We start from the raw sequence: 26,282 nt of genomic DNA, 5'->3' as shown, positions 1-26,282 counted from the left end.
TTCTCCGTCGAACTGGTTCTGTATCGAGGACGATCGGGAGGTGCTCGATCCGACACTGAGTGATCTTTTTGCTTCGTTCAGCCGATCCGACTGCTGCGAGACATGTTTTGAGAGCGCGCAATCGAGCCGCATATTCCACTGTTCGACAAGTCCAAACGCAAGGGACGGCACCTTCTCGCGCGAGGTTTCCGCGTGGCTAGGCCTCCTTCGCCATCTCCCTCAGCCTGAACTTCTGGATTTTGCCGGTCGAGGTCTTCGGGATTTCGGCGAAGATCACCGCTTTCGGCACCTTGAAGCGGGCGAGCAGCGCGCGGCAGTGATCGATGATCTCGGCTTCGGTCGCCGTCCTGCCCGGCTTCAGCTCGACATAGGCGACCGGTACCTCGCCCCATTTGTCATCGGGCCTGGCGACGACGCCGCAGGAGGCGACGGCGGGATGCTTGTAAAGCGCCTCCTCGACCTCGATCGATGAGATGTTCTCGCCGCCGGAAATGATGATGTCCTTGGAGCGGTCCTTGAGCTGGATGTAGCCGTCGGGATGCCTGACGCCGAGGTCGCCCGAGTGGAACCAGCCGCCGGCGAAGGCCTCGTCGCTCGCCTTGCGGTTCTTCAGATAGCCCTTCATGACGATGTTGCCGCGGAACATGACCTCGCCGATCGTCTCGCCGTCAGCCGGCGTCTCCTCCATTATCTCGGGGTCCATCACCGTCAGATCCTCGAGCGCGGCATAGCGCACGCCTTGCCTGGCCTTCCTCGCCGCCCTGAGACCCTTCTCCAGCCCATCCCATTCGCCATGCCATTCGTTGACGACGGCCGGGCCATAGGTCTCGGTCAGGCCATAGAGGTGGATGACCGCAAAGCCCGCATCGGCCATGCCCGACAGCACCGCTTCCGGCGGCGGTGCTGCGGCCGTGCTGAAGGTGACCGTCTGCGGAAATTGCCGCTTGTCCTCGTCCCTGGCATTGATCAGCACCGACATGACGACCGGCGCGCCGCACAGATGAGTGACGCCGTAATCGGCGATGGCGTCGTAAATCGGCTTCGGCCGCACCCAGCGCAGGCAGACATGGGTGCCGGCCTGCACGGCCAGCGTCCACGGAAAGCACCAGCCATTGCAGTGGAACATCGGCAGCGTCCACAGATACACCGCATGCTTGCCCATGCCGGCATGGATGGTGTTGGCGTAGGCCATCAGTGCCGCACCGCGATGGTGATAGACGACGCCCTTCGGATTGCCTGTGGTACCGGACGTGTAGTTGAGCGAGATCGCGTCCCATTCGTCGTCGGGCATCGACCAGGCGAAATCCTCGTCGCCGCCCGCGACGAAGTTCTCGTAGTCGAACGTGCCGATCCGCTGCCCCTTGGGATATGGGGCGTCGGCCGCGTATTCGGGATCGTCGTAGTCGATGACCAGCGGTTTTACCTTAGCCAGCGCCAGCGCCTCGCTGACGGCATTTGCGAATTCGCGATCGACGACAAGCACCTTGGTTTCGGCATGGTCGAGCTGGAAGGCGATGACCGCGGCGTCAAGGCGGGTGTTGAGCGAATGCAGTACTGCCTTGGTCATCGGCACGCCGAAATGCGCTTCCAACATCGGCGGCGTGTTGGACAACATCACGGTGACGGTGTCGCCCTTGCCGACGCCGCGCCTCTGCAGCGCCGAGGCAAGCTTCAGCGACCGCCGCCAGAAATCACGATAGGTCGTGCGCTGACTGCCATGGATGATCGCGACATGGTCGGGAAAGGTCTTTGCCGCCCGCTCCAGATAGCTGAGCGGCGTCAGCGGCTGGTGGTTGGCTGGATTCCTGTCGAGATCCTGTTCGTAGGGATTGGCCATCCCGTCCTCCCCAATATCGTTTCTCGAACTTTCTAACCACAGGCCTCCGACCCGTCACCATCAACGATGCCACGATAGAGCGCATTTGGCACAATGATGATCTAGATTCCGCGCGCGAAAGGGTATCGTTTACCCCCGCTCGATTTGACTTTTGTCGAGAGCCATGAATAATGTCAGCGAGGAGATGGCATGGCGATCCGACCGGCAGAACAGCTTATCCACAAGGCCGCCTGGCTCTACTATGCCCATGGCCTGCGTCAGGATCAGGTGGCCAGCCAGCTCAAGATTTCCCGAGCCTCGGTCGCCATGTATCTGCGCAAGGCGCGCGAGACCGGCATCGTCAACATCTCGACCTCAACCCAGCTTTTCACCGACGATGTCATGGCGCGCAAGCTCGAAGACGCATTGAAGCTCGATGCCGTCTGGATCGCGCCGGAAAACGGCCATGTCGCCGATCCGTCGACCGACATCGCGGTGCTGGCGGCCAGCGTCTTTCTCGAACTGATCAAGAAGGGCGACCGCATCGGCGTCGCGTGGGGAAGGACCATCTATACGATCGCCGACATCATGTCCTATGCCGATCTGCAGGATGTCACGGTGGTGCAGCTCTGCGGCAATCTGGGAGCCCCCTATTCCTACCGGCCCGATCAATGCACCATGGAAATCGCACGCCGGCTCAACGCCAAGGGGCTCAATTTCTACGCACCGCTGGTGCTGACGACAGAGGAACTGGCACGCGGCCTACGCGCCGAGCCAGTGATCCGCGAGCAGTTGTCGGGCATCAGTGCGTGCAACCTGGCGCTTTACTCGGTCGGCACCGTCGACGCCGGGAGCCATGTCGTCAAATGCGGCGCGCTGACTGCGAGCGAAATGGAGGTGCTGCGCCGTGCCGGGGCTGCCGGCGTCATCGCCGGGCAGATCATCGACGCGCAAGGAAGAGCGCTCGACTGCAGCTACAACCGGCGGATCATTTCGGCGGAGCTGTCATCGCTGCGCAAGATTGAAAAGCGCCTGGTGGTGGTGCAGGAAGACAGCAAATTCGAGCCGCTGGTGGCGGCGATCGCAGGTGGGCTGTGCACGCATCTGGTGGTCGGCGCCCGGATGGCGCGACGGCTGCTCGACCATGCCGGACCGGCGGCGGAAAAGGTCGCCTAGATACGCAAAACGCCGCCGCGGGCGCATTGTCATCAAAGCGTCGCGGCGTTCCTGTTCACAAACAAAGAGAAATCGGACGAAGCGAACATGAAGAACCTGTGGAATGACGGCGACGCGGAGAAGCTGGTTGCCGACTATGCAACAATGGGCGTTGCCCGCGACCTGGCGCTGCGCGTCTATACGACCAGGCTTTTGGGCGGCGAACCGCGGCTTGTCCTGCATGGCGGCGGCAACACATCCTGCAAGACAAAGGCCACCGACCTCGTCGGCGACGAATGGGACGTGCTCTGCGTCAAGGGCAGCGGCTGGGACATGGGCGTCATCGAGCCGCAGGGCCTGCCGGCGGTCAAGCTCGGCGCCCTGCTCAAGGCGCGGTCGCTCAAGAAACTCTCCGACGAGGATATGGTCGCCCTGCAGCGGGTGAACCTCATCGACCCGTCTTCGCCAAACCCCTCGGTCGAGACGCTGCTACACGCCTTCCTGCCGCATAAATTCGTCGACCATACGCACTCGACCGCCGTTCTGGCCATCGTCGACCAGGATGATAGCGAGGCACTGAGCAAGAAAGTCTTCGGCAACAAGATGGGGTTCGTGCCTTACATCATGCCGGGCTTCGACCTGGCGAAGGCGGCGGCCGATGTCTTTGACGCCGACCCGACGGTCGAGGGCCTGATCCTCGACAAGCATGGCATTTTCACGTTCGGCGACGATGCCAAACAGGCCTACGACCGGATGATCCACTATGTGAACGCCGCCGAGGAGTTCATCGCCAGCCACGGCAAGCCGCTTGCCGAAAAAGCCGCCTTGCCGGCCAGGCTGGCCAAGCCTGCGGACATTGCGCCGATGCTGCGCGGCTCAGTGGCGGTAGCGCGCGGCGAAGGCCGCTTCGACCGCATGATCAGCGATTTCCGCACCTCGGACGCGATCGTCGATTTCATCAATTCGGCAAAGATTGCCGATTATGCCGGGCGCGGCGTATCGACGCCCGACCTGTCGATCCGCATCAAGACCGGGCCGATGGCGCTGCCGGCGCCCGACGCAGACAAGATCGGCGACTACAAATCCGTCATCCGCCAACATGTCGAGAAATTCGCCGGGGACTATCGCGCCTACTTCGAAACCAACGACGCGCTCGATGATGTGAAGCGCACGATGCTCGACCAGATGCCGCGGCTGACGCTGGTGCCGGGCCTCGGCATGTTCGGCCATGGCCGCACGCTTAAGGATGCGAAGATTGCCTCCGACGTCGGTGAAATGTGGATCGAGGCGGTGCGCGGGGCCGAAGCGGTCGGCGATTTCCGCCCGCTGTCCAAAGCCGACCTGTTCCCGCTCGAATACTGGTCGCTGGAACAGGCCAAGCTCGCCTCCAACAAGCCGAAGCCGCTGACCGGGCAGGTTGTGCTGGTCACCGGCGGCGCCGGCGCAATCGGCGCCGCCACGGCAAAGCTGTTCGCCGACAACGGCGCCCATGCCGTCGTCGTCGATCTCGATGCGTCAAGGGCGGCGGAAGCGGCGAAGAAAGCCGGCAACAGTTCGATCGGCATCGGCGCCGACATCACCGATCCGGCGCACATGCGCGCGGCATTCGACAAGGCGGTGGCCGTCTTCGGCGGCCTCGACATTCTCGTCTCGAATGCGGGAGCTGCCTGGGAAGGCCGCATCGGCGAACTCGACGACGCCACTTTGCGCAAGAGCTTCGAGCTAAATTTCTTCGCCCACCAGTCAGCGGCGCAGAACGCGGTGCGGATCATGCTCGAACAGGGCACCGGCGGCGTGCTCCTTTTCAACACCTCCAAGCAGGCAATCAATCCCGGTCCGAAGTTCGGCGCCTATGGCATCCCGAAGGCGGCGACGCTGTTCCTGTCCAGGCAGTATGCCCTCGACTATGGCGCCCATGGCATCCGCTCGAATGCCGTCAACGCCGATCGCATCCGTTCCGGATTGCTTACCGACACCATGATCGCCAGCCGTTCGGGGGCGCGCGGCGTCTCGGAAAAGGAATATATGGCTGGCAATCTGCTTGGTCAGGAAGTGACGGCCGAAGACGTGGCCCAGGCTTTCCTGCATCAGGCGCTGGCCGAGCGGACCACCGCCAGTGTGACGACGGTCGACGGCGGCAACATCGCTGCGGCGCTGCGGTAGGCTCAAGAACAGTCCAGACGCAAAAGAGCGGCCCGCAAGCCGCTCTTTCCTTTTGCCTGCGATTAAAAGCTACTTGGCGTTCGGGTTCGGCATCCAGGCCGGCATCGCGACATCGGCATGGGCGAACTGCGGCAGCTTGGCCGAAAGGTCTTCCATGTTCTTGATGTCCTTGTCGATCAGATCCTTCTGGGTGATCAGCGTCGGCGGCACGATGACGTTGTGGCCGGGGTCTTCGCCGGCCAAAAGCTGCGCCAGCGCGCGCACCGAAACCTGGCCGACGACGGCCGGATTGGTGGCGGCGGTTGCCGCCCAGGCGCTGTCGGGCTCGCGCATCGCGGCGATGTCGGAGGTCGAGATATCGGCCGAATAGATCTTGATGTCCTTGTTGAACCCCGCCTCGTCGACTGCGATCTTCACGCCCTTGGCGAATTCATCATAGGGCGCGAACATCACCTTGATGTCGGGGTTGGCCGACAACACCGAGCGGGCCTGGTTGGCGACGGAATTGGCGATCGGATTGTCGAGCGTGCCGAACATCGCCGCCTCGTTGATCCCCGCATATTTCTTCTTGAAGTCAACCCAGGTCTCGTTGCGGCGGTCGAGCGGCGCGATGCCGGCGACATAGACATAGCCGGCCTTCCAGCTCTCGCCATTGTCCTTGATCGCCTGTTCGAGCGCGAGGCGTGCGAGGTCGCGGTCGGACTGTTCGATCTGCGGGATCTTGGGGTTTTCGACGTTGACGTCGAACGCTACGACCTTGATGCCGGCGTCGACCGCGCGCTGGGCGGCTTCCTTCATCGATTCCGTCAAGCCGTGCTGGATGATGATACCCTGCACGCCAAGCGCAATGGCCTGGTCGACCATGTCTGCCTGGAGGGCGGCGTCCTGACGGCTGTCAAGGACGCGCAGATCGACGCCGAGCGCTTTGGCCTGTGCTTCGACACCGGACAGATAGGCCTGGAAGAAGTCACCGGTCGAGAGATAGCGGACCAGCGCGATCTTGACGGCGCCGGGCTTGTCGAACGGCGCCGGCCTGTCCTGCGCCATCGCCGGGACCTGCATCAGCAGCGCGGCGCCGGCAAGCCCGAGTGCTGCCTTCCCCAAAAGTCTTCTCGTGATCTTCATGTTGTCTCCTCCACTTGTTGAACTCAAATTTCAGCCGGTCGAAATCCTATCTGTCGAAACCCTACCTCTTGCCCCTGCCGGAAAGGGCGAAGGTGAAGACAAGGGCAACCACAAGAACCACGCCCTTGATGAAATCCTGCGTGTAGTAGGGCGCGTTCATCATCGTCAGGCCCTGCAGCAGCACGCCGACAAACACCGCACCGACGGCCGTACCGAAGGCGTTCGGCTTGGCGGCCCCGAGGACCGCATAGCCGATGAGCGCCGCGGCGACAGCGTCGAGCAGGAGATTATTACCCGAGGCGATGTCGCCGCGTCCAAGCCGGGCAGCGAGCAAAATGCCGCCGATCGAGGCAAAAACCCCTGAAATAACGTAGGCCCAGATTTTGTATGCCTTGACAGGCGCGCCGGCGAGTTCGGCAGCCCGTTCGTTGCTGCCGACCGCATACATCATGCGTCCGAAACGGGTGTATTCGAGAAAAAACCAGATCAGCACCGCAAGCACGAGCAAGACGACTACCGAAACCGGGATGAGGTTGGGGATGAAGAAATCGAAGCGGTGGCGGCCAAGCGCCAGGAAGCCAGCGCCGAACGTGCCGTTGGCGACCGCGCCATCGGGCATCGTCATGCCGGTGGCGATCGAGCGGCCCTCGGTCGGAATGCGCTGCAGGCCGACGAGCAGGAACATCATGCCGAGCGTCGCCAGAAGGTCCGGTACGCGCATATAGACGATCAGCCAGCCATTGATGAGGCCGACAACGGCACCGATCAAGAGACAGGCGACAACCGCGACGACGGCGTTCTGCTCCAGCACCACCATGACATAGGCGGCTGCCATCATGGCGCTGGTGGCGACGGAGCCGATCGACAGGTCGAAGCCGCCGACGACCAGGGTGGCGGTGACGCCGAGCGCCAGCACGCCGGTGATGGCGACCGACTGGAAGATGAAGACGGCGCTCTGCGGCGAGACGAAGCCATCGGCGGCGATGGCGAAATAGGCAATCAACCCGAACAGCAGAACGATGAAGCCATAGCGGATGGCATGGTCGCGCGCCGCTGCCATCCTTACCAAACCCGAACTCATGCCCTCTCCATTCCACGTCCCATTATCTGCCCGCCCTCACGCTGCGCTGTGCAACGACCTGCCCGCCACTTCGGCCAACAAGCGCTCGAGATCGATGTCGGCGTTGCGGTGTTCGCCAACGATTGTCTGCTCCGACATCACCAGGATGCGGTCGGCGGTCTCCAGCGCCTCGTCGAGTTCAGTGACGAACAGCAGCGTCGCACGGCCGTTCGCGCTCGCCCGCAGCTTGGCCGCGATGTCGCGCCTGGCCGAAATGTCGACGCCCTGAAACGGCTCGTCGAGAATGAACAGCTTTGCCGCCTGCGAGATCCAGCGGGCGACCATCACCTTCTGCTGGTTGCCGCCGGAAAGGGCTGACATTTCGTCCTTCTCCGAGCGGCAGACGATGCCCAGTTCCCGAATCTGCTGGCGGGCGGTGGCGCGCTCGATGCGGCGCTTGAGAACGCCCATACGCGACATCCGCCTGTGGAACGGCAGGCTGATATTTTCCTGGATGTTGAAGTCGCCGACGATCCCGTTTTCGCTCCGGTCCTTGGCGACGAGAAACACGCCGGCGGCGATCGCCTCGCCTGTCGAACCCGGAGCATAGGGTTTTCCGTTCAACGTCATGGTCCCGGTGAGCGGCTTGCGGACGCCAAACAGCGTCTCGGCGAGCGCGGTCTTGCCGACGCCGACGAGGCCGGTGATGGCAACGACTTCGCCGTCGCCGAGCGTCAGCGAGATCGGCATGGAGCCTTCTGCAATGCGCAACCCGTCGATCGTCAGGATAGGCTTGGGCGAATTCCTGGCGACGATCCGGTCGAGGTGGATCTTGCGGCCAAGCATGGCGTTGACGGCGCCTTCATAATCGAGCGGCTTGCGGTCGAAAACACCTGAGATGACGCCGTCTCGCATCGAGACGATCCGGTCAGCAAGCCGCCTGATGTCGGACATGCGGTGCGAGATGTAGAGGATCGCGACGCCCTGCTCGCGTAGCCTGTCGACCAGCGCGAACAGCCGGTCGGCTTCGGCGCTGGACAAAGAGGAGGTCGGCTCATCGAGGAACAGGACCTTCGGCTGATGCGCCATGGCGCGGGCAATCGCCACCATCTGGCGGTCGGCCAGCGAGAGATCGCTGATCCGGGCCTTCAGGTCGATGGCCAGCCCCATGCGGTCGGCAACCGCTTTTGCCTCGCGACGCACCCGGCCCGGATTGAACAGGGTCGGCGCGCCGCTGCCGCTCAGCCTGTCGAGCGTCAAATTGGTGGCGACGTCGAGATCGGCGACGACACCGTCATTGATGTTTTGATGAACGGTGACGACGCCGGCGCGGATCGCCTCCGCCGGCGTTTTTGGCGCGAAATCCTCCGGCGCGAAGTCGTGGCCGGCAAGGCTCATCGTGCCGCCGCCGCGCTCGTAGACGCCGCTGATAATTTTGACGAGGGTGGATTTGCCGGCGCCGTTGGCGCCCATCAGCACGGTCACTTCACCAGCATGCAAATCGAGCGAGACGCCGCCAAGCACCTCGATATGGCCAAAGGACTTCCTCAGGCCGTGCACGCGGAACACGGCATCATTGCCCATTCGTTTCTCCCTGACCATGACGCTAGGGGCTGCTCCGGCAATTGTCAACACGATTGACAATTGCCAGAGAGCTTCCTAGCTTGGACCAACCGCCTTGGCTCCACTATGATGGGAGCACATCAGCGGGAGGGTGAGGATGACTGGGAAATTGCCGTTCGAAGCACTGTCGGTCGAGACATTGGCGGCACGCCTTGGCGCCAACGAGGCGCTGTGTTCGCATATCGGCAAGGACACGGCCCGCTGGAAGGTCCGCGAGGTCGGCGACGGCAATCTGAACCTGGTCTTCATCGTCGAGGGCGCCACGGGTGCTGCCGTCGTCAAGCAGGCCCTGCCCTATGTTCGCCTGGTCGGCGACAGCTGGCCGCTGCCATTGAAGCGCTCCTTCTTCGAGTATCACGCGCTGACGCGGCAGGAAGCGAGAGCGCCCGGCTCGGTGCCGGCGATCTATCATTTCGACGAAGTCCAGGCGCTGATCATCATGGAATATCTGTCGCCGCACATCATCTTGCGGCGGGCGCTGATCGAGGGCCGCCAGTTGCCGAACATCGCCAGGGATATCGGCTTGTTCATGGCCCGCACGTTGTTTCGCGGCTCCGACCTCAGCATGGTGACCAAAGATCGCAAGGCGGATCTGGCGCTGTTCGCCGACAATGTCGAGCTCTGCGATATCACCGAGAATCTGGTGTTCTCCGATCCCTATTTCGACGCCAAGATGAACCGGCATACGAGCCCGCAGCTCGACGGCATCGTCGCAGAATTGCGCGCGGACCGCGATCTCAAGGTCGAGGCGCAGCGGCTGAAGCATCTTTTTGCGGCCAATGCAGAAACGCTGCTGCACGGCGACCTGCATTCCGGCTCGATCATGGTCACCGACTCAGAAACGCGGATGATCGACCCCGAATTCGCCTTCTACGGGCCGATGGCCTTCGATGTCGGCATGCTGCTCGCCAATTTCTGGATGGCGTTCTTTTCGCAGCGCGGTCACGAACAGAAGGAAAAGCGCGACGCCATGCGCGGCTATTTGCTCGATGTGACGGTCGAGACATGGTCGGTATTCCGCACCGAGTTTTCGCATCTGTGGCGAACCGAGCGCACCGGCATGCTCTACCAGAAGAGCCTGTTCGAGGATCAGGGCGACAGGCTTGGCGCCGAACAGGCGCTCGACCACATGCTGCATTCGATTTGGACCGACATGCTGGGCTTTGCCGGCGTCGAGGTGCACCGGCGTATTCTGGGCCTGGCGCACAACGCCGATTTCGAGACCATTGCCGACGAGGATCTGCGCGCCACATGTGAGGCGAAGGCACTGAAATTCGGCCGTCACATCGCCGTCAACCGGCGCCAGATTCACAGCATCGACGAGGTCAACACATTGGCCGCGCTGATCGAACAGGAGAACAGAATTTGAACGTCGGCGACCGTCACTACCGGACCATCTGGCTGAGCGACGACGGCCGTTCGGTGGACATCATCGACCAGCGCTGGCTGCCGCATGATTTCCGCGTGGAAAAAGTCGGAACGGTTGCCGGCATCGCGACGGCGATCCGCGACATGTGGGTACGCGGCGCGCCACTGATCGGCGTCACCGCCGCTTATGGCGTCGCCATGCAGATGGCCGACGATCCATCCGATGCAGCACTCGACGGCATCTGGGAGGTCTTGCACGAAACGCGCCCGACCGCGATCAATCTGCGTTGGGCGCTCGATGAGATGCGAGGTTTCCTGCGGCCGCTTCCATCTGGACAACGCGCCGAGGCTGCTTACCGGCGCGCCGGAGAAATCGCCGACGAGGATGTCGGCCTCAACCGAGCCATCGGCGTTAATGGACTTGAAATCATCAAGGAAATCGCGGTGCGCAAGCGGCCGGGAGAACCGGTCAACATCCTGACCCATTGCAATGCCGGCTGGCTCGCCACCGTCGACTACGGCACCGCCACGGCGCCGATCTATTTGGCAACGGAAGCGGGCATTCCCGTTCACGTCTATGTCGACGAAACACGCCCGCGCAACCAGGGCGCTCAGCTGACCGCATGGGAGATGGCCGGCCATGGCGTGCCGCATACGCTGATCGTCGACAATGCCGGCGGCCATCTGATGCAGCGCGGCCAGATCGACATGGTCATCGTTGGCACCGACCGCACCACCGCCGATGGCGATGTCTGCAACAAGATCGGCACCTATTTGAAAGCGCTGGCCGCGGCCGACAACGACGTGCCGTTCTACGTCGCGCTGCCGTCGCCAACCATCGACTGGACGGTGGGTGACGGGCTGGCCGAAATCCCGATCGAACAGCGCTCCAGCGACGAGGTCTCGCTGGTCTGGGGCAAGACCGCGAATGGCGAGATTGCGCAGGTCCGCATCTCGCCGGATACGACGCCCGCGGCAAATCCGGCCTTCGACGTGACGCCGGCGCGGCTGGTCACCGGATTGATCACGGAGCGCGGCGTCGCCAGGGCCTCGCGCGAAGGCTTGAAGGCGATGTTTCCCGGACGCTGATGATCCGGCTTCATTGACTTTTTAAAGCGGTATCAGCGGATAACCGAGAGTCCAGCCGTTGATTGCCCCATCCGCAGCAAGGGCGCGGCTTGCGTCTCATCCAGAGTAGCTCGTCTCTGACAGCCGGCATTTTGATGACGGCCGATTTCTGCGTGACATCCTGGTGCTCGCCTCGCCGGCAGGCGGGCTAAGGCGAGACGATCGTCCGTCAATGCGGTGGGCGATGATAACAACCTACGGCACCGGCGAAGGGACCCACCGTAACTGGCCGGCATTCGATTCCTATCCCAGTTGCCAAGCCGTGGTAGTGTGATTATACCAGTTGATTAGATGACGATCGGCCGGGCCATCGTTCGAGATCAGGAGTAACGGCTAGATGACAACGATAGCGCTGTTTGGTGCCGGCGGCAAAATGGGTTACCGCCTGTCGACCAATTTTCGCGGCTCTCACTACACGATACGTCATGTCGAGGTAAGCGACGTCGGCCGCGAGCGGCTAAAGACGGGGTTGGGCATCGACGCGGTCAGCGCCGACGAAGCCCTCGATGGCGCCGAGGTGGTCATCTTGGCGGTTCCCGACACCCATATCGGCAAGGTGGCGGCCAGCATCGAGGGCAAGCTTGCTGCCGGCACTATGGTCGTCGTGCTGGACGCCGCAGCACCTTTCGCCGGCCATTTGCCCAAGCGGCCGGACCTGACCTATTTCGTCACCCATCCCTGCCATCCGCCGATCTTCAACGACGAGACCGATATGGCGGCCAAGAAGGACTATTTCGGCGGCGTCAGGGCCAAGCAGCATATGGTCAGCGCGCTGATGCAGGGACCGGAGGAAGATTTCGCCAAGGGCGAAGCGATCGCCAAGATCATCTGGGCCCCGGTCATGCGGTCGCATCGCGTCACGGTCGACCAAATGGCGCTGCTCGAACCCGGCCTTTCGGAGACTGTCTGCGCCTCGTTGCTGGTCGTGATGAAGGAAGCGGTCGACGAGGTCGTCGCGCGCGGGGTCGACCAGCAGGCCGCACTCGACTTCCTGCTTGGCCACATGAACGTGCTCGGCGCCGTCATCTTCGGCGAGACCAAGGGCGTGTTCTCCGATGCCTGCAACAAGGCCATCGAGTTCGGCAAGCCGGTTTTGATGCGTGACGACTGGAAGCGGGTCTTCGAGCCGGAAGAGATTGCAGCGAGCATTCAGCGCATCACCTGAGGCGGGTACATATCATCTGAATTAGTGATTGACTCATCATACCAGTTGGCTTAGCTGTTCGTAAGCTCGGGCCAACCCAGGCCTCGCCAGGGAATTCGAGGCTTGGGCGAGCGGAGGAGGCCGGGGACTGGGAGGCGCGACGATCCGTTCAGAGGAAGCCGGCAAACGGTTTTGAAACTGAGGCGATCCGCGATCTCTTGTGCCGCCTGGCGAATTGAAACGCAGACAGTGGCCTGAGTTGATCAGGGCTTTTTCAAACGGGAGGAAATCATGAAACTCACTCGCAGAATAACACTTGTGGCTTTTGCCGGCATGCTGGCGTTTGGCACCGCCGCACCCGCCTATGCGGCGGATCTCATTGCCATCATCACGCCCTCGCACGACAACCCGTTCTTCAAGGCGGAAGCCGTCGGCGCGGAAGCCAAGGCCAAGGAACTCGGTTATGAAACGCTGGTGCTTGTCCATGACGACGACGCCAATAAGCAGTCGGAGCTGATCGACACAGCGATCGGCCGCGGCGCCAAGGCGATCATCCTCGACAATGCCGGCGCCGACGCCACCGTCGCCGCCGTGCAGAAGGCCAAGGACGCGGGCGTTCCGTCCTTCCTGATCGACCGCGAGATCAACGCCACCGGCGTCGCCGTCGCGCAGATCGTCTCCAACAACTATCAGGGCGCCCAACTCGGCGCGCAGGAGTTCGTCAAGCTGATGGGCGAGAAGGGCAATTTCGTCGAGCTGGTCGGCAAGGAATCCGACACCAATGCCGGCATTCGCTCGAAGGGCTATCACGATGTCATCGACGACTATCCGGACCTGAAGATGGTGGCGCAGCAGTCGGCCAACTGGAGCCAGACCGAAGCTTATTCCAAGATGGAATCGATCCTCCAGGCTAACCCGGACATCAAGGGCGTGATCTCCGGCAACGACACGATGGCGATGGGCGCCTATGCCGCCCTTGCCGCCGCCGGCCGCAAGGATGTCATCGTCGTCGGGTTCGACGGATCGAATGACGTGCGCGATTCGATCGCTTCAGGCGGCATCAAGGCCACAGTCCTGCAGCCGGCCTATGCGCAGGCGCAGATGGCAGTCGAGCAGGCCAACGACTTCATCAAGAACAAGAAGTCTCCGGCCGAGGAAAAGCAGCTGATGGACTGCGTCCTGATCAATGGCGACAATGCCGCCAAGCTGGAAACCTTCGCGCTGACCAACTGAGCCGGCGTAACATCAATCGCAAGGGACGAGCTTCCGGCTCGTCCCTTGCTTCCATTTACTGGGTGCCCTGACCGCCATGCCGAACAAGCCGACATGTTCGATCCTCGCCGCGCCGCTCCTTGCCGTGACCGTCGGCCTCAGCCTGACCGCCTGCAAGATCCTGCCGACACCGTCAGCGGAAAACGGCGGCAAACCTCCGGCCTTCAATGCGGACAAGATGGTCGGCGATATCTGGGCTGCCAAGGCGGTGCCCTATCTCCAGCAGAAGGCCGGGCCATTTCCCGAGGTTCACGCCCTGGCGAAAGCCGATCCAGCGGCTGCCGGCGCCAAGTTTGGCAATCCGAAGAAACAGGCGAATTCGCCATGGACCTTCTCGGTTCGCCTCGAAGGCAAGATTGTTGCGGCGAATACACAGTCACGCGCGGCAACCATGGATGTCGATGCCGACGGCGACGGCAAGGCGGATGCGCGGGTGCAGATCGGACCCGCAATGCGCGGCACCGCGCTACGCGACAGTCTCGACTTCATCCAGTTCAACGATTTCACCAACCAGATCGACTTCGCCCAGTTCGGCAAGGCGTTCAACACCTACGCCGACAAGACAGTGCTTTCCAAGCTGCCGCGCGAAGCGCTGGAGGGCCGGAGCGTTAGGGTTGTCGGCGCCTATGTCATCGGCAGCGGCCAGGACCTGCCGCTGGTGACGCCGGCGGAGGCAGAGATCGGGCCGAAGCCATGACTGCCGCCACCGATCACGATGTCATCCTGACGCTGGAAGACGTCTCCAAGGTCTATTCGGGCACCGTCGCGGTCAAGCGCGCGAATTTCGAGGTGCGCAAGGGCGCGGTCAACGTGCTGGTCGGCGAAAACGGCGCCGGCAAATCGACGCTGATGAAGATCATCGCCGGCGTCGAACAGCCGACGCTCGGCCGCATAATCCTGGAGGGCGAAGAGGTTTCCTTCTCCTCATCCGGGGACGCGGTGAATCGCGGCATCGGCATGGTGTTTCAGGAGCTGAACCTGTTCGGCAACCTGACGGTCGCAGAAAATATTTTTGCCACCCGCGAGATCACCAACCGGCTCCGCAAGATCGACAGCCGAGAACAGGAGCGCCGCGCGGCGGAATTCCTCGAGCGGCTGAAAGCCGGCATCCGGCCGGACATGCTGGTCGAGGATTTGCGTATCGGCCAGCAGCAGCTGGTCGAGATTGCCAAGGCGGTTTCGCTCGATGCGCGCATCCTGATCATGGACGAACCGACCTCGGCGCTGAGCGCGGCGGAAGTCGAGATCCTGTTCAAGGTGATCGCCGACCTCAAGGCGCGCGGCGTGGCGATCGTCTACATCTCGCACCGGCTCGAGGAACTGATCCGCATCGGCGATTACATCACCGTGCTGCGCGACGGGCGGATCACCGGCCAGGAGAGGATGAAAAACGTCGACACGCAATGGATCGTGCGGCAGATGATCGGCTCGGACGCCAAGGACTTCGCCAAGGCCGACGGCCATGTTCCGGGCGAAGAGATATTCCGGGCCGAGGACATGTGCCTGCCGCGCGTGACCGGCGGGCTTGCGGTCGATCACGTCTCGCTGTCGCTGCGCGCCGGCGAGATTCTCGGCATATACGGCCTAATGGGCGCCGGACGCAGCGAATTGTTCGACTGCATCATGGGACGCCATGGCCGTGCCACCGGAACGATCTTCATCGCCGGCAAAAAGATCACAGAGCGCGACACGACACGGCGGATCCGGCGCGGGCTGGCGCTGATCCCCGAGGACCGCCAGCGCGAAGGGCTGGTGTCGATCCTCTCGGTCGCCAGCAACCTTACGCTGGCCAGCCTGTCGCGGTTTGTCCGCCTGTTCCATATCCGTGGCGCCAAGGAAAACCAGGCGGTGACGCAGATGGTGCGGGAGCTGGCGATCAAGGTCGCCAATCCGGCGCACGAGGTCTCGTCGCTGTCGGGCGGCAACCAGCAGAAGGTGGTCATCGGCAAGGCGCTGCTCACCGGACCCAAGGTGCTGCTGATGGATGAACCGAGCCGCGGCATCGATGTCGGCGCCAAGGCCGACGTCTTCCGCACCATGCGCAAACTGTCCCGCGACGGACTGGGCATACTTTTCGCCACCTCGGATCTCGACGAGGTGATGGCGCTGTCCGACCGGGTCGCGGTGATGAGCAATGGAAAACTGACCGGCATGTTCGATCGCGCCGAGGCGACGGAGGCGGCACTTGTCGCCGCATCGGCGCTTGGCCACGGACCGGTCCCGCACACGGAGAGCCACGCCCATGACTGACATCCCGGCCAAGGCTTCAGTTGCCTCCGCCTCGAGCGGCTCCGTCCTGCTGACGCTGATGAAGGCGAGGACGTTCATTGCGTTGATCGCCGTCCTGATCTTCTTCTCGATCGCGGCGCCGAATTTCCTGTCGGCCGCCAACCTGATCCTGATGTCGAAGCACGTGGCGCTGAACGCCTTCCTCGCCATGGGCATGACCTTCGTCATCATCACCGGAGGCATCGACCTCTCGGTCGGCTCGATTGTCGGCCTGTGCGGCATGGTCGCCGGCTATCTCGTGCTCAACGGCATCGACCTGCAGGTCGGCTATACGATCTATTTCAACGTCTTCGAAATCGCACTGATCACGCTGGCGGTCGGCATATTGATCGGCGCCGTCAACGGATTGCTGATCACCAGGCTGAATGTCGCGCCGTTCATCGCCACGCTCGGCGTGCTCTATGTCGCACGCGGCCTGGCGCTGCTGTCGTCCGATGGCCGCACCTTCCCGAACCTTGTCGGCAAGCCCGATCTGGGTACGACTGGGTTCGGCTTCCTCGGCGCCGGCCGGCTGCTCGGCCTGCCGGTTTCGATATGGATACTTGTCGTCGTAGCACTTGGGGCGGCCTATCTCGCCAAATACACCCCGCTCGGCCGCCACATCTTCGCCGTCGGCGGCAACGAACGGGCGGCGCGGATTTCGGGCGTCAGGGTCAACATGGTGAAGATGTTCGTCTACATGTTCTCCGGCTTCTGCGCGGCGGTCGTCGGCCTGATCATCTCGTCCGAGCTGATGGCCTCGCATCCGGCGACCGGCGAGAGCTTCGAGCTCAACGCCATCGCAGCGGCGGTGCTCGGCGGCACGTCGATGTCGGGCGGCCGCGGCACGATCGGCGGCACCATCGTCGGTGCCTTCGTCATCGGCATTCTCTCCGACGGGCTGGTCATGATGGGGGTGAGCTCGTTCTGGCAGATGGTGATCAAGGGCCTTGTCATCATCGTCGCTGTCGTCGTCGACCAGGCGCAGCGCCGGCTGCAGAGCCGCGTGACGCTAATGCAGATGGCAAAGGCGGGCTGATGGCGGCGGAACTGCGTGGAGCGCTGATCGGCTGCGGCTTCTTTGCCGTCAACCAGATGCACGCCTGGCGCGACATCGCCGGCGCCTCGATCGTCGCCATTTGCGACCGCGATTCGGAACGGCTCAAGATAGTCGGCGACCAGTTCGGCATCACGCGGCGCTATACCGACGCGGCAGCACTTTTTGCCGCCGAAAGACTGGATTTCGTCGATATCGCCACCACCGCGCCGAGCCACCGTCCGCTTGTCGAGATGGCGGCGCGGCATCGCGTTCCGGCAATCTGCCAAAAGCCGTTCGCGCCGACGCTTGCCGATGCCAAGGCCATGGCGAAGGCCTGCTCTGACGCCGGCGTGCCGCTGATGGTGCATGAGAATTTTCGCTGGCAGTCGCCGATCCAGGCGGTGCGCGCCGTGCTCGACAACGGTGACATCGGCACCCCGTTCTTCGGGCGGATCTCGTTCCGCTCGGCCTATGACGTGTTTTCCGGCCAGCCCTATCTGGCGACGGGAAAGCGCTTCATCATCGAGGACCTCGGCATCCATAGTCTCGACATTGCCCGCTTTCTGCTGGGCGACGTTTCGACGATCACGACACGAACCGCTCGCATTAATCCTGAGATTGCCGGCGAGGACGTCGCTACAATGCTAATGGACCACGAGAGCGGCGCAACGTCTGTGGTCGATTGCAGCTATGCGACCAAGCTCGCTACTGAGCCGTTTCCGCAGACGCTGGTCGAGATCGACGGCAGCGGCGGCACGATCCGGCTCGAGCAGGATTACCGACTCACCGTCACCGGCAGGAACGGAACGGCGGTCAGCGACGTCTCGCCACCGCTGCTGCCATGGGCATCGCGACCATGGCACAACATCCAGGAAAGCGTCGTCGCCATCCAAAAGCACTGGGTCAATTGCCTGGAGAACGGGACCGAGCCGGCAACCTCGGGTGCGGACAATCTCAGGACATTGGCGCTGGTCGAGGCCGCCTATGCGGGCGCTGCGAGCCGTGAGCCGGTGCAGCTCGACACTTTGCTGAGATGACCGCCGACGCCTTCCTCCTCTATGGCACGCGCGCGGTCGAGGCCGAGCCGGTCAGGCTGCGCGCCGGCGCACTCAGCGCCGACTTCGTCAACGGCAATCTGCGCACCATGCGCCACGGCGGCACGGAAGTGCTGCGCACCATCGCTTATGTCATCAGGGACCGCGACTGGGGCACTTACGAGCCGGCGCTCACGGATTTAGTCATTGACCAGGGTGCCGACACTTTCTCCGTCAGCTATTCGGCAAGTTGCGTCGGACCAAAGGGAAGCCGGCTCGACTTTCGCGCGACGATCGAAGGTTCCGCCGACGGCCAGCTGGTTTTCGACGTGAGCGCGCGTCCCGAAGACGATTTCGAGACCAATCGCTGCGGCTTCTGCATCCTGCATCCGATCGCCGGCCTGGCCGGCAGCCCGATCACCGTCGAGCACACCGACGGCAGCGTGATGGAAACGAAGCTTCCGCAGCTGATAGACCCCTGGCAGCCTTTCAAGGATTTGCGGGCGATCACCCATGAGGTCCGGCCCGGCGTCACCGCCGAATGCCGGATGGAAGGCGACGTGTTCGAGATGGAGGACCAACGCAACTGGTCGGACGCGTCCTACAAGACCTATGTCCGGCCGCTCGCGCTGCCATGGCCCTATGTGCTGCCTGCCGGCGAGACTCTGCGCCAGACAATCAGCTTGCGCATCTCAGGCGACGTGAAGGCGCCGGCTGCCGCAACAGCCGCCGAATACGTCCGCGCCGAGCTCGGCGAAGCCGGACCGGCACTACCGGATATCGGCGTGATCATCTACCCGGATGAGGTCGAGGCGGCGCTGGCAAACCTTCCGACGCTGTCCGCGCTTGGCCCGCAACAGCTGACGTTCCACTACGACCCGACGCGTGGCCACGGCCTCGAAGCCTTGCAGTCCTATGCCCGGCTCGCCGCAGCCTGCCCGGTCGAGACGACGCTTGAATTCTTCGTTTCCTGCGTTGGCGATCTCGACGCTGAGCTTTCAGGCGTCGCCGATGCGGTGCGACAGGCCGGGCTGAAGCTCTCGGCCATCGCCGTTTCGCCCTCGGTCGACCGGCAGTCGACGCCGCCGGGCAGCGCATGGCCTGAATGTCCGCCGCTCGAGGAGGTCTATGCCGCCGCGCGGCGTGCCTTTCCCGATATCCGCCTCGGCGGCGGCATGTTCAGCTATTTCACTGAGTTGAACCGCAAGCGCGTTCCCACCGACTTGCTCGATTTCGTCACCCACTGCACATGCCCGATCGTGCACGCCGCCGACGATCTCAGCGTCATGCAATCGCTGGAGGCGCTGCCTTTCATCACCGCATCGGTGCGGGCGATCTTCGGGCCAAAACACTACCGGATCGGCCCGTCGACCATCGCCATGCGGCAGAACCCCTATGGCGGTGCGCCCAAAGCCAATCCGCACCGTCAGCGCATCGCCATGGCCGACCGGGATCCTCGCCATGCCGGCATGTTCGCGGCAGCATGGACGATCGGCTATGCCGCGCGCGTCGCGCCGGCCGGGCTGGAGATGCTCACGCTGTCCAGCTTCACCGGACCGTTCGGCGTCCTGGCGGCATCCGGGGAACCCGTCGGCGAAGGTGAACCCCGGCCGATTTTCGAAGCTATCAAGGGGCTTTGCGAACTGGCCGGCTTCAGGCACTTAGCGGCGAGGACTAGCGATGAGACGCGGGTGCTCACGCTGGCCGGCCGTTCTCCCGCGGGCCAGACCGTCATGTGGCTGGCGAATCTGACGGCGAGCGAAGTGACGGTTGATATCTCCGGGTTCGAACGACGCCACCTTGTGATGCCGCCTTACGCGATCACCCGAATCGGGTGAAATCAGTTGCCGGAATTCATCACGTAGAGCGCGCGTGAGCGCTCGAGGTGCTTGATCATCGCCTTCTCGGCTCCGTCCGCATCCTTCTGCTCGATGCGCCCGATGATCTCTTCGTGCTCGGTCAGCGTGAAGTTTTCCTTGCCGGTCCAGATCAGCATCTCGGTGTGATATTCCTTCAGCCAGCCAAGCATCGCTTCGCTGACCGCGACATAAATCGGGTTGCCGGATATTGCCGCGATCTGGGTATGAAACTTCATGTCCGCGGATATGAAGGCCTCGGAATCGCCGCGAAAGCTCCGCTGTTCGGCAACGGTTGCCCGCAGCCGCTGAACGTCCTCTGCTGTGGCCTTTTCGGCGGCCTCCCTGACCATGCCGCGCTCGAAGAAGATGCGGGCGTTCTTGAGGTGCTCCAGCGTGTCCTTCGATGACGACAGGATGATCTTGGCCGCGCCGTCGACCTGCTTGATGATCGACTTGGCGGTCAGCTGAAGCACTTTCGCCCGCTCGCCATGCGAGATCGCGACGAGACCCATATTGCTCAACGCCTGCATCGCTTCGCGGATCGCCGGCCTGCCAACCTCGAAGCGTTCCATCAGCTCGCGCTCCGACGGCATGTCGTCGCCCGGCTGCAATTCGCCGCTGGTAATCAGGCGCTTCAGCCTCAAAAACACTTCGTCGGAAAGCTTGCGCCGGACGATCGGCTCCGAACGGTTCATCGTCGCGAATCACTCCCTTGGCCGGTGTTTATTTAGCATTGTCACCCATGATTCCAGAATGCCTTCCCGGGCAGGATATCGCTTGCAATGCTTATGTACTCATTATACCAGATTTCGAAGATCAGGGAAATTTTTTCGAACTATGATTACCCTCACCTATCGCATCGAGACCTCGGCGAGCATCGAGGCGCTGGCGGCCAAGATCGCCAGCGACCAGTCGACCGGAACCTTCGTCGCGCTGCCCGGCGAGACCGAAGAGCTCAAGGCGCGGGTGGCTGCACGCGTCCTGGCGATACGGCATCTGCCGGACGCCGATCGCCCGTCCCTTCCCGAAACCGGTGACGGGCCTTTCAGGCGCGCGGATGTCGACATCGCGTTTCCATTGGATGCCATCGGCACAGACCTTTCGGCGTTGATGACCATCGCCATCGGCGGCGCCTATTCGATCAAGGGCCTGTCCGGCATTCGCGTCGTCGACATGAAACTGCCGGAGGACTATCGTGGCGCCCATCCTGGTCCGCAATTCGGCGTCACCGGCAGCCGCCGACTGACCGGCGTGGAGAACCGCCCGATCATCGGGACGATCGTCAAGCCGGCGCTGGGGCTTCGGCCGCACGAAACGGCGGAGATGGTAGGTGAGCTGATCGCCGCCGGCGTCGATTTCATCAAGGACGACGAGAAGCTGATGAGCCCGGCCTATTCGCCTCTGTCGGAGCGGGTCAAGGCAATCATGCCGCTTGTCCTCGACCATGAGCAGAAGACCGGCAAGAAGGTGATGTATGCCTTCGGCATCTCGCATGCCGACCCTGACGAGATGCTGCGAAACCATGATCTGGTGGCGAAGGCCAGCGGCAATTGCGCCGTGGTCAACATCAATTCCGTTGGTTTCGGCGGCATGGCCTTCCTCAGAAAGCGTTCCAGCCTGGTGATCCACGCTCACCGTAACGGCTGGGATATCCTCACCCGTCACCCCGGGCTTGGCATGAATTTCAAGGTCTGGCAGCAGTTCTGGCGGCTGCTCGGCGTCGATCAATTCCAGATCAATGGCATCGCCTCGAAATATTGGGAGCCGGACTGGTCATTCGTCGAATCCTTCAAGGCGGTGACCACGCCGATCTTTTCGCCTGATGATTGCGCGTTGCCGGTCGCCGGCTCCGGCCAGTGGGGCGGACAGGCCCCCGAAACCTACCGGCGAACCGGCCGAACGGTCGATCTTCTCTATCTCTGCGGCGGCGGCATCGTCAGCCATCCGGACGGGCCGGGTGCCGGCGTGCGCGCCGTGCAGCAAGCCTGGCAGGCGGCGGTCGATGGTATCCCGCTGGCGGAGTTCGCGCTGACCCATCCCGAACTGGCGGGATCGATCGAGAAATTCGGCGACGGCAAAGCAGCCTGACCCATGCAAAATCTGCTTCTCAGCTACTATGGCGATGATCTCACCGGCTCGACCGACGTCATGGAGGCGCTCGAGCTCGGCGGCGTGCCGACCGTGCTGTTCATGCGCCAGCCCGACGAGGCCCTGCTTTCGCGGTTCCGGCATTGCCGTGTAGTCGGCCTGGCCGGCACTAGCCGAAGCGAGACGCCGCAATGGATGGACACGCATCTGCGGGGCGCCTTGGCCTGGCTGAAGACCCTGAACGCCGAGATCTGCCATTACAAGGTCTGCTCGACTTTCGATTCCAGCCCGGCGATCGGCAGCATCGGCCGGGCGATCGAGATTGGCCGCTCGGTGTTCAGCCAAGACAGCGTGCCGCTGGTGGTCGGCGCGCCGCAGCTCAAGCGCTACACCGCCTTCGGCCATCTGTTCGCGGCCTACCGCGAAAAATACTTCCGTATTGATCGCCATCCCGTGATGAGCCGCCATCCGACCACGCCGATGGATGAATCCGATTTGCTGATCCATCTGTCGCGCCAGACAGACCTCACCTCGGGGCTGGTCGACCTCGCGACGCTGCAGTCAGCGTCCCGATCGGAAGTGTTCGATCGGCTGACCGAAAATGGCAGCGATATCGTGCTTTTGGACGTCGACAGCCGCGAGACTCAGGCGCTTGCCGGCAAGGAGATATGGCGCGTTCGCTCGCAGGGCGGCTATTTCGTCGTCGGCTCTTCCGGGATCGAATATGCGCTGCTGGCCGAATGGGCTTCGAACCATACCGTCAGTGCCGAGCCCAGCTTTTCGCCGCCGGGCGCGGCCGACCGGATCGCGGTGGTCTCGGGCAGTTGTTCGCCGACAACGGAACGACAGATCCGGCATGCTTTGACGGACGGTTTCGACGGGGTCGAGGTGGACCCTGTCGAACTGGTCTCAGAGGATTCCGACAAGGCGATCGCTCGTGCGGCAGCAAGCGGTCGCGCCAGTCTGGAGGCCGGGCGCAGCGTCGTCCTCTACACGGCGCTTGGACCAGCAGCCGACCGCGGCGCCGAAATCGACCGGCAGGCAGGCGCCCGCCACAAGCTTGGTCGCGGCCTCGGCGAACTTCTTCGCGAGCTGACGATCGAACAAAAGTTGCAGCGCGTCGTCATCGCCGGCGGCGACACGTCGAGCCATGCCCTCGGCCAGATGGGCGTCGATGCGCTGACGGTGCGGATGCCGCTGCCCGCCTCACCAGGTTCGCCGCTCTGCGTCGCCCACTCGCGCGTCAAGACGATCGATGGGCTGGAAGTTGCGCTCAAGGGCGGACAGGTCGGAACCGATCGCTATTTCTGCGCCATTCGCGATGGGCTCAGTGATTGACAGGAGGCGCGCTGGATTTTCCTGATCTCACGACTTCTTGAACACGGCGCGGTTACCAACGCACGATGCCTGTCCCACATAAGCCGCCGTATGCGTAGCGGCGGGGCGGCGCACAGCGCTCAAGCCGGAGCTGAGGCTCCGCGAGTGAACCAGCGAGCGGGATGCCGCGATGTCATTCAGACCGTTGCTTGGTAACGGACGGGTTCGGAGCCAGGAAGAGAAATCGGAGACCCTGCAGACCGCGTCGTGGGGCAGCTCCTCGATTGTATTCGACAATCGGCGGTGGGCGTGCCGGGAGGCGGAACTCCGCTGGACAGCCCCTCATCATCTGATCGTGCTGACCGAAGAAGGCGGAACGTCCCATACATCTATCCGGCACGAGGCAAGATCCCTCTACGACGGAATGGATCGTCCCGGAGCCCTCACCTTCGTCCCCGCAGGCGCGGAGCGGCTCGGCTTCTATCGCGATGTAAACCTCTCCTATTCAGCCTTATGGATCGATCCCGATATCGGGCTTCCCGGATGCGAACGCCTGAGAGATTTGCCGATCCTGGTGAACAAGGAAGACGCGGTGATCGCGACGCTGCTGAGTTCGCTTCGCGACGAGATGGCACTCGGCCACAAGCCGGACACTGCCTATGTCGAGCATCTGGTCGCCCTCGTCAGCCTCCGCGTGGCCATTCTGAACCGGGATCAACATCCTTCTCTGCGTCACGGCTGCCTCAGCCGTCGGGCGCTTGGTCGAGTTCGGGCTTACATCGATGCACATATGCATTCCGACGTTTCGCTAAGCGAGCTGGCAGCCGTCGCGGGCATGGCCGTTGACAGTTTTGCGCGTCGTTTCAAAGCGACGACCGGCCTTGCACCCTATGCCTATGTGATCGAGGAACGCGTGCGGCGAGCGGAGATGCTGCTGCGCGAAACGGGTTTGTCGATCGGTAGCATTGCCTTTCGGCTCGGCTTTTCAAGCCAAAGCCACTTCACCACGACGTTCCGGCGTCTCAGGGGGATGACGCCTCGGGCCTATCGGGTGAATTCTTCTCCGGAATCCTGACATTGCCGCCGGTTTCTTGAAAGAAAGCCGCCGGCCGCACCCCCACCTCCAGTGTCGATGAGTGACAGAACTGCGACTGGGAGATCATGCATGGCCAGAACAGACAACAGGAGCGGGCCGACTCGTCGGATGGTGCTGGAGGGCGGGGTGGCGACCGGCGTGCTCCTGGCTACCGGTATACCAGTTGACGCCGAGCCGGCCGACAGCGTCACGGCGGCTGCCTCGCCCACGCCGGTACCGACGATGCCGATGACCCTGCGGATCAACGCGAAGGATTTTGCCGTCGAACTCGACCCGCGGACGACGCTGCTCGACGCCCTGCGCAACCATCTCGGTCTCACCGGCTCGAAGAAAGGCTGCGACCACGGCCAGTGCGGCGCATGCACGGTGCTGGTCGACGGGCGCCGGATCAATTCCTGCCTGACGCTTGCCGCAATGCATGAAGGCGACGAGATCACCACGGTCGAGGGCCTTGCCGAGGGTGACCGGCTGCATCCGGTGCAGGCCGCCTTCGTCGCCCGCGATGGTTTCCAGTGCGGCTATTGCACGCCGGGCCAGATCTGCTCCGCGGTCGGTATGCTGGGCGAGGCCAGGGCCGGCTGGCCGAGCCACGCGAGCGCGGACGTGGCGGCGGCTTCTGTCGCTCTCAGCGATGCCGAGATCCGCGAGCGGATGAGCGGTAACATCTGCCGTTGTGCCGCTTATCCGAACATCGTCGCTGCAATCCGCGACGCGGCAGAGGAGGCGTGAGCAATGCAGTCCTTCACTTATGAACGTGCGGCAAATGCCGAGCAGGCAGCCGCCGCGGTTGCGGCCCGGCCGGGCGCCAAGTTCATCAGCGGCGGCACCAATCTGCTCGACCTGATGAAGCTCGAGATCGAGCGCCCAGCGCATCTCGTCGACATCAGCCGGCTGCCGTTCGATCGGATCGAGGAGACGGCGGAAGGCGGGCTTCGGGTCGGCGCCCAGGTCCGCAACAGCGATCTCGCCGCCGATCCACGGGTGAGGTCACGCTACCCGATGCTCACGCAAGCGCTGCTGGCGGGAGCGTCCGGCCAGATACGCAACAAGGCCTCGACCAGCGGCAATCTCCTGCAGCGCACACGCTGCCCCTACTTCTACGATCGCAACATGCCTTGCAACAAGCGCGAGCCGGGTTCGGGCTGCGCGGCGCTTCAGGGCTTCAATCGCATGCACGCCGTACTTGGCGCGAGCAAAGCCTGCATCGCGGTCCATCCCTCCGACATGGCGGTCGCCATGGCCGGGCTCGACGCCAGGATCGAGACCATATCGCCCGGCGATGAGACCCGCGAGATCCCGATCGGCGATTTCCATCGATTGCCCGAGGCGACGCCTCATGTGGAGACGGTGCTCGGCCACGGCGAGATGATCGCCGCAGTCACCCTGCCGCCGCCGCCGCCCGGCCGGCAGGTTTACCGCAAGGTGCGCGACCGTGCCTCCTTCGCCTTCGCCCTGGTGTCGGTGGCAGCAATCGTCGAGAAAAGCGGCGATCGTATCCGAAGCGCTCGGATCGCCATGGGCGGCGTGGCAGCGAAGCCCTGGCGCGCAACGGAGGCGGAGCGCACGCTCGCAGGAACCGCGGCGTCCGACGGCGCCTTTACCGATGCGGCCGAAGCCGCGCTCGCCGGAGCCGTCGGGCATGGCGGCAATGATTTCAAGATCCCGCTGGCGAAACGGACGATGCGGCACACGCTCGCTGCTGCCGTCGAAAGTGCGTGAGGTGACAC

At 63.1% G+C, this 26,282-nt stretch carries 21 protein-coding genes; 16 read left to right on the top strand and 5 right to left on the bottom strand.

The window, feature by feature from the left end; translation table 11 throughout:
- Nucleotides 1-196: 196 nt before the first annotated feature.
- Nucleotides 197-1,837 carry an acyl-CoA synthetase gene (locus ACWUKX_RS02690; protein WP_456003575.1) on the bottom strand — a complete coding sequence of 547 codons (1,641 nt, stop codon included), beginning with the start codon at nt 1,835-1,837 and terminating at the stop codon, nt 197-199.
- 189 nt (nt 1,838-2,026) lie between these two features.
- Here ACWUKX_RS02690 and ACWUKX_RS02685 point away from each other — a divergent pair, with 189 nt between their 5' ends.
- A complete protein-coding gene (locus ACWUKX_RS02685; protein WP_456003572.1) occupies nt 2,027-2,992 on the top strand; it encodes a sugar-binding transcriptional regulator in 966 nt (321 codons plus the stop codon).
- 87 nt (nt 2,993-3,079) lie between these two features.
- Complete coding sequence (locus ACWUKX_RS02680) at nt 3,080-5,134, top strand: bifunctional aldolase/short-chain dehydrogenase (RefSeq protein WP_456003570.1); 2,055 nt, start codon at nt 3,080-3,082, stop codon at nt 5,132-5,134.
- A gap of 69 nt (nt 5,135-5,203) precedes the next feature.
- On the opposite strand, the gene ACWUKX_RS02675 is transcribed toward ACWUKX_RS02680, so the two are convergent.
- From ACWUKX_RS02675 to ACWUKX_RS02665, 3 genes are all read right to left on the bottom strand, one after another.
- Entirely contained in the window at nt 5,204-6,259 is a 1,056-nt protein-coding gene (locus tag ACWUKX_RS02675) for a substrate-binding domain-containing protein (protein WP_065008346.1), read from the bottom strand.
- A gap of 61 nt (nt 6,260-6,320) precedes the next feature.
- The gene (locus tag ACWUKX_RS02670; protein WP_029355307.1) at nt 6,321-7,340 is read right to left on the bottom strand and encodes an ABC transporter permease; all 1,020 of its coding nucleotides are present in this window, start codon (nt 7,338-7,340) and stop codon (nt 6,321-6,323) included.
- A 36-nt stretch (nt 7,341-7,376) separates the two neighbouring features.
- A complete protein-coding gene (locus tag ACWUKX_RS02665; protein ID WP_456003566.1) occupies nt 7,377-8,903 on the bottom strand; it encodes a sugar ABC transporter ATP-binding protein in 1,527 nt (508 codons plus the stop codon).
- 136 nt (nt 8,904-9,039) lie between these two features.
- On the opposite strand from ACWUKX_RS02665, the gene mtnK reads away from it, so the two are divergent.
- The 9 genes from mtnK (at nt 9,040) to apnL (ending at nt 20,033) form a co-directional block, all read left to right on the top strand.
- On the top strand, nt 9,040-10,311 hold the full coding sequence (gene mtnK, locus ACWUKX_RS02660; protein ID WP_065008348.1) for an S-methyl-5-thioribose kinase: 1,272 nt from the start codon (nt 9,040-9,042) through the stop codon (nt 10,309-10,311).
- Nucleotides 10,308-11,399, top strand: coding sequence for an S-methyl-5-thioribose-1-phosphate isomerase (gene mtnA / locus ACWUKX_RS02655; RefSeq protein WP_095518180.1), 1,092 nt, complete (start codon nt 10,308-10,310; stop codon nt 11,397-11,399). Before mtnK ends, mtnA begins: the two co-directional genes overlap by 4 nt.
- Before the next feature lie 376 nt (nt 11,400-11,775).
- On the top strand, nt 11,776-12,603 hold the full coding sequence (locus tag ACWUKX_RS02650) for a phosphogluconate dehydrogenase C-terminal domain-containing protein (protein ID WP_287336506.1): 828 nt from the start codon (nt 11,776-11,778) through the stop codon (nt 12,601-12,603).
- A gap of 270 nt (nt 12,604-12,873) precedes the next feature.
- On the top strand, nt 12,874-13,815 hold the full coding sequence (locus ACWUKX_RS02645) for a substrate-binding domain-containing protein (RefSeq protein WP_456003563.1): 942 nt from the start codon (nt 12,874-12,876) through the stop codon (nt 13,813-13,815).
- Nucleotides 13,816-13,891: 76 nt separating this feature from the next.
- A complete protein-coding gene (locus ACWUKX_RS02640; RefSeq protein ID WP_456003560.1) occupies nt 13,892-14,551 on the top strand; it encodes a DUF2291 family protein in 660 nt (219 codons plus the stop codon).
- Complete coding sequence (locus ACWUKX_RS02635) at nt 14,548-16,104, top strand: sugar ABC transporter ATP-binding protein (RefSeq protein ID WP_456003557.1); 1,557 nt, start codon at nt 14,548-14,550, stop codon at nt 16,102-16,104. Before ACWUKX_RS02640 ends, ACWUKX_RS02635 begins: the two co-directional genes overlap by 4 nt.
- Nucleotides 16,097-17,161, top strand: a complete 1,065-nt coding sequence (locus ACWUKX_RS02630) for an ABC transporter permease (RefSeq protein ID WP_036267445.1) — start codon at nt 16,097-16,099, stop codon at nt 17,159-17,161. The genes ACWUKX_RS02635 and ACWUKX_RS02630 overlap by 8 nt, the downstream gene beginning before the upstream one ends.
- Nucleotides 17,161-18,198 (top strand): Gfo/Idh/MocA family protein, encoded by a 1,038-nt coding sequence (locus tag ACWUKX_RS02625; protein WP_456003554.1) that lies wholly within the window; start codon nt 17,161-17,163, stop codon nt 18,196-18,198. Before ACWUKX_RS02630 ends, ACWUKX_RS02625 begins: the two co-directional genes overlap by 1 nt.
- Complete coding sequence (gene apnL, locus ACWUKX_RS02620; RefSeq protein WP_456003551.1) at nt 18,195-20,033, top strand: D-apionate lactonase; 1,839 nt, start codon at nt 18,195-18,197, stop codon at nt 20,031-20,033. The genes ACWUKX_RS02625 and apnL overlap by 4 nt, the downstream gene beginning before the upstream one ends.
- A gap of 2 nt (nt 20,034-20,035) precedes the next feature.
- Here apnL and ACWUKX_RS02615 read toward each other — a convergent pair whose 3' ends face one another.
- On the bottom strand, nt 20,036-20,749 hold the full coding sequence (locus ACWUKX_RS02615) for a transcriptional regulator NanR (RefSeq protein ID WP_292508340.1): 714 nt from the start codon (nt 20,747-20,749) through the stop codon (nt 20,036-20,038).
- A 142-nt stretch (nt 20,750-20,891) separates the two neighbouring features.
- Between ACWUKX_RS02615 and oiaX the strand changes: the two genes are divergently transcribed.
- The 5 genes from oiaX to ACWUKX_RS02590 all read left to right on the top strand — a co-directional run bounded on the left by oiaX (nt 20,892) and on the right by ACWUKX_RS02590 (nt 26,274).
- The gene (gene oiaX, locus ACWUKX_RS02610) at nt 20,892-22,142 is read left to right on the top strand and encodes a 3-oxo-isoapionate-4-phosphate decarboxylase OiaX (RefSeq protein ID WP_456003548.1); all 1,251 of its coding nucleotides are present in this window, start codon (nt 20,892-20,894) and stop codon (nt 22,140-22,142) included.
- A 3-nt stretch (nt 22,143-22,145) separates the two neighbouring features.
- Nucleotides 22,146-23,480: a four-carbon acid sugar kinase family protein gene (locus tag ACWUKX_RS02605; RefSeq protein WP_456003545.1), complete on the top strand. Its 1,335-nt coding sequence runs from the start codon at nt 22,146-22,148 to the stop codon at nt 23,478-23,480.
- Between the two features lie 169 nt (nt 23,481-23,649).
- Entirely contained in the window at nt 23,650-24,534 is an 885-nt protein-coding gene (locus ACWUKX_RS02600; protein WP_456003543.1) for a helix-turn-helix domain-containing protein, read from the top strand.
- Nucleotides 24,535-24,624: 90 nt separating this feature from the next.
- Complete coding sequence (locus ACWUKX_RS02595) at nt 24,625-25,284, top strand: 2Fe-2S iron-sulfur cluster-binding protein (protein ID WP_456003540.1); 660 nt, start codon at nt 24,625-24,627, stop codon at nt 25,282-25,284.
- Nucleotides 25,285-25,287: 3 nt separating this feature from the next.
- A complete protein-coding gene (locus ACWUKX_RS02590) occupies nt 25,288-26,274 on the top strand; it encodes an FAD binding domain-containing protein (protein ID WP_456003537.1) in 987 nt (328 codons plus the stop codon).
- The last annotated feature ends 8 nt before the right edge of the window (nt 26,275-26,282 follow it).

Source organism: Mesorhizobium sp. f-mel, assembly GCF_053850215.1.
This window is presented reverse-complemented; position numbering and strand designations above follow the sequence as displayed.

Coding starts and splice junctions, on each gene's coding strand:
- ACWUKX_RS02670 (WP_029355307.1), bottom strand. CDS start 7,340: ATGAGTTCGGGTTTGGTAAGGATGGCAGCGGCGCGCGACCATGCCATC.
- ACWUKX_RS02595 (WP_456003540.1), top strand. CDS start 24,625: ATGGCCAGAACAGACAACAGGAGCGGGCCGACTCGTCGGATGGTGCTG.
- mtnK (WP_065008348.1), top strand. CDS start 9,040: ATGACTGGGAAATTGCCGTTCGAAGCACTGTCGGTCGAGACATTGGCG.
- oiaX (WP_456003548.1), top strand. CDS start 20,892: ATGATTACCCTCACCTATCGCATCGAGACCTCGGCGAGCATCGAGGCG.
- ACWUKX_RS02685 (WP_456003572.1), top strand. CDS start 2,027: ATGGCGATCCGACCGGCAGAACAGCTTATCCACAAGGCCGCCTGGCTC.
- ACWUKX_RS02680 (WP_456003570.1), top strand. CDS start 3,080: ATGAAGAACCTGTGGAATGACGGCGACGCGGAGAAGCTGGTTGCCGAC.
- ACWUKX_RS02625 (WP_456003554.1), top strand. CDS start 17,161: ATGGCGGCGGAACTGCGTGGAGCGCTGATCGGCTGCGGCTTCTTTGCC.
- ACWUKX_RS02675 (WP_065008346.1), bottom strand. CDS start 6,259: ATGAAGATCACGAGAAGACTTTTGGGGAAGGCAGCACTCGGGCTTGCC.
- ACWUKX_RS02630 (WP_036267445.1), top strand. CDS start 16,097: ATGACTGACATCCCGGCCAAGGCTTCAGTTGCCTCCGCCTCGAGCGGC.
- ACWUKX_RS02665 (WP_456003566.1), bottom strand. CDS start 8,903: ATGGGCAATGATGCCGTGTTCCGCGTGCACGGCCTGAGGAAGTCCTTT.
- ACWUKX_RS02615 (WP_292508340.1), bottom strand. CDS start 20,749: ATGAACCGTTCGGAGCCGATCGTCCGGCGCAAGCTTTCCGACGAAGTG.
- ACWUKX_RS02650 (WP_287336506.1), top strand. CDS start 11,776: ATGACAACGATAGCGCTGTTTGGTGCCGGCGGCAAAATGGGTTACCGC.
- ACWUKX_RS02690 (WP_456003575.1), bottom strand. CDS start 1,837: ATGGCCAATCCCTACGAACAGGATCTCGACAGGAATCCAGCCAACCAC.
- ACWUKX_RS02600 (WP_456003543.1), top strand. CDS start 23,650: ATGTCATTCAGACCGTTGCTTGGTAACGGACGGGTTCGGAGCCAGGAA.
- apnL (WP_456003551.1), top strand. CDS start 18,195: ATGACCGCCGACGCCTTCCTCCTCTATGGCACGCGCGCGGTCGAGGCC.
- ACWUKX_RS02590 (WP_456003537.1), top strand. CDS start 25,288: ATGCAGTCCTTCACTTATGAACGTGCGGCAAATGCCGAGCAGGCAGCC.
- ACWUKX_RS02635 (WP_456003557.1), top strand. CDS start 14,548: ATGACTGCCGCCACCGATCACGATGTCATCCTGACGCTGGAAGACGTC.
- ACWUKX_RS02645 (WP_456003563.1), top strand. CDS start 12,874: ATGAAACTCACTCGCAGAATAACACTTGTGGCTTTTGCCGGCATGCTG.
- ACWUKX_RS02640 (WP_456003560.1), top strand. CDS start 13,892: ATGCCGAACAAGCCGACATGTTCGATCCTCGCCGCGCCGCTCCTTGCC.
- ACWUKX_RS02605 (WP_456003545.1), top strand. CDS start 22,146: ATGCAAAATCTGCTTCTCAGCTACTATGGCGATGATCTCACCGGCTCG.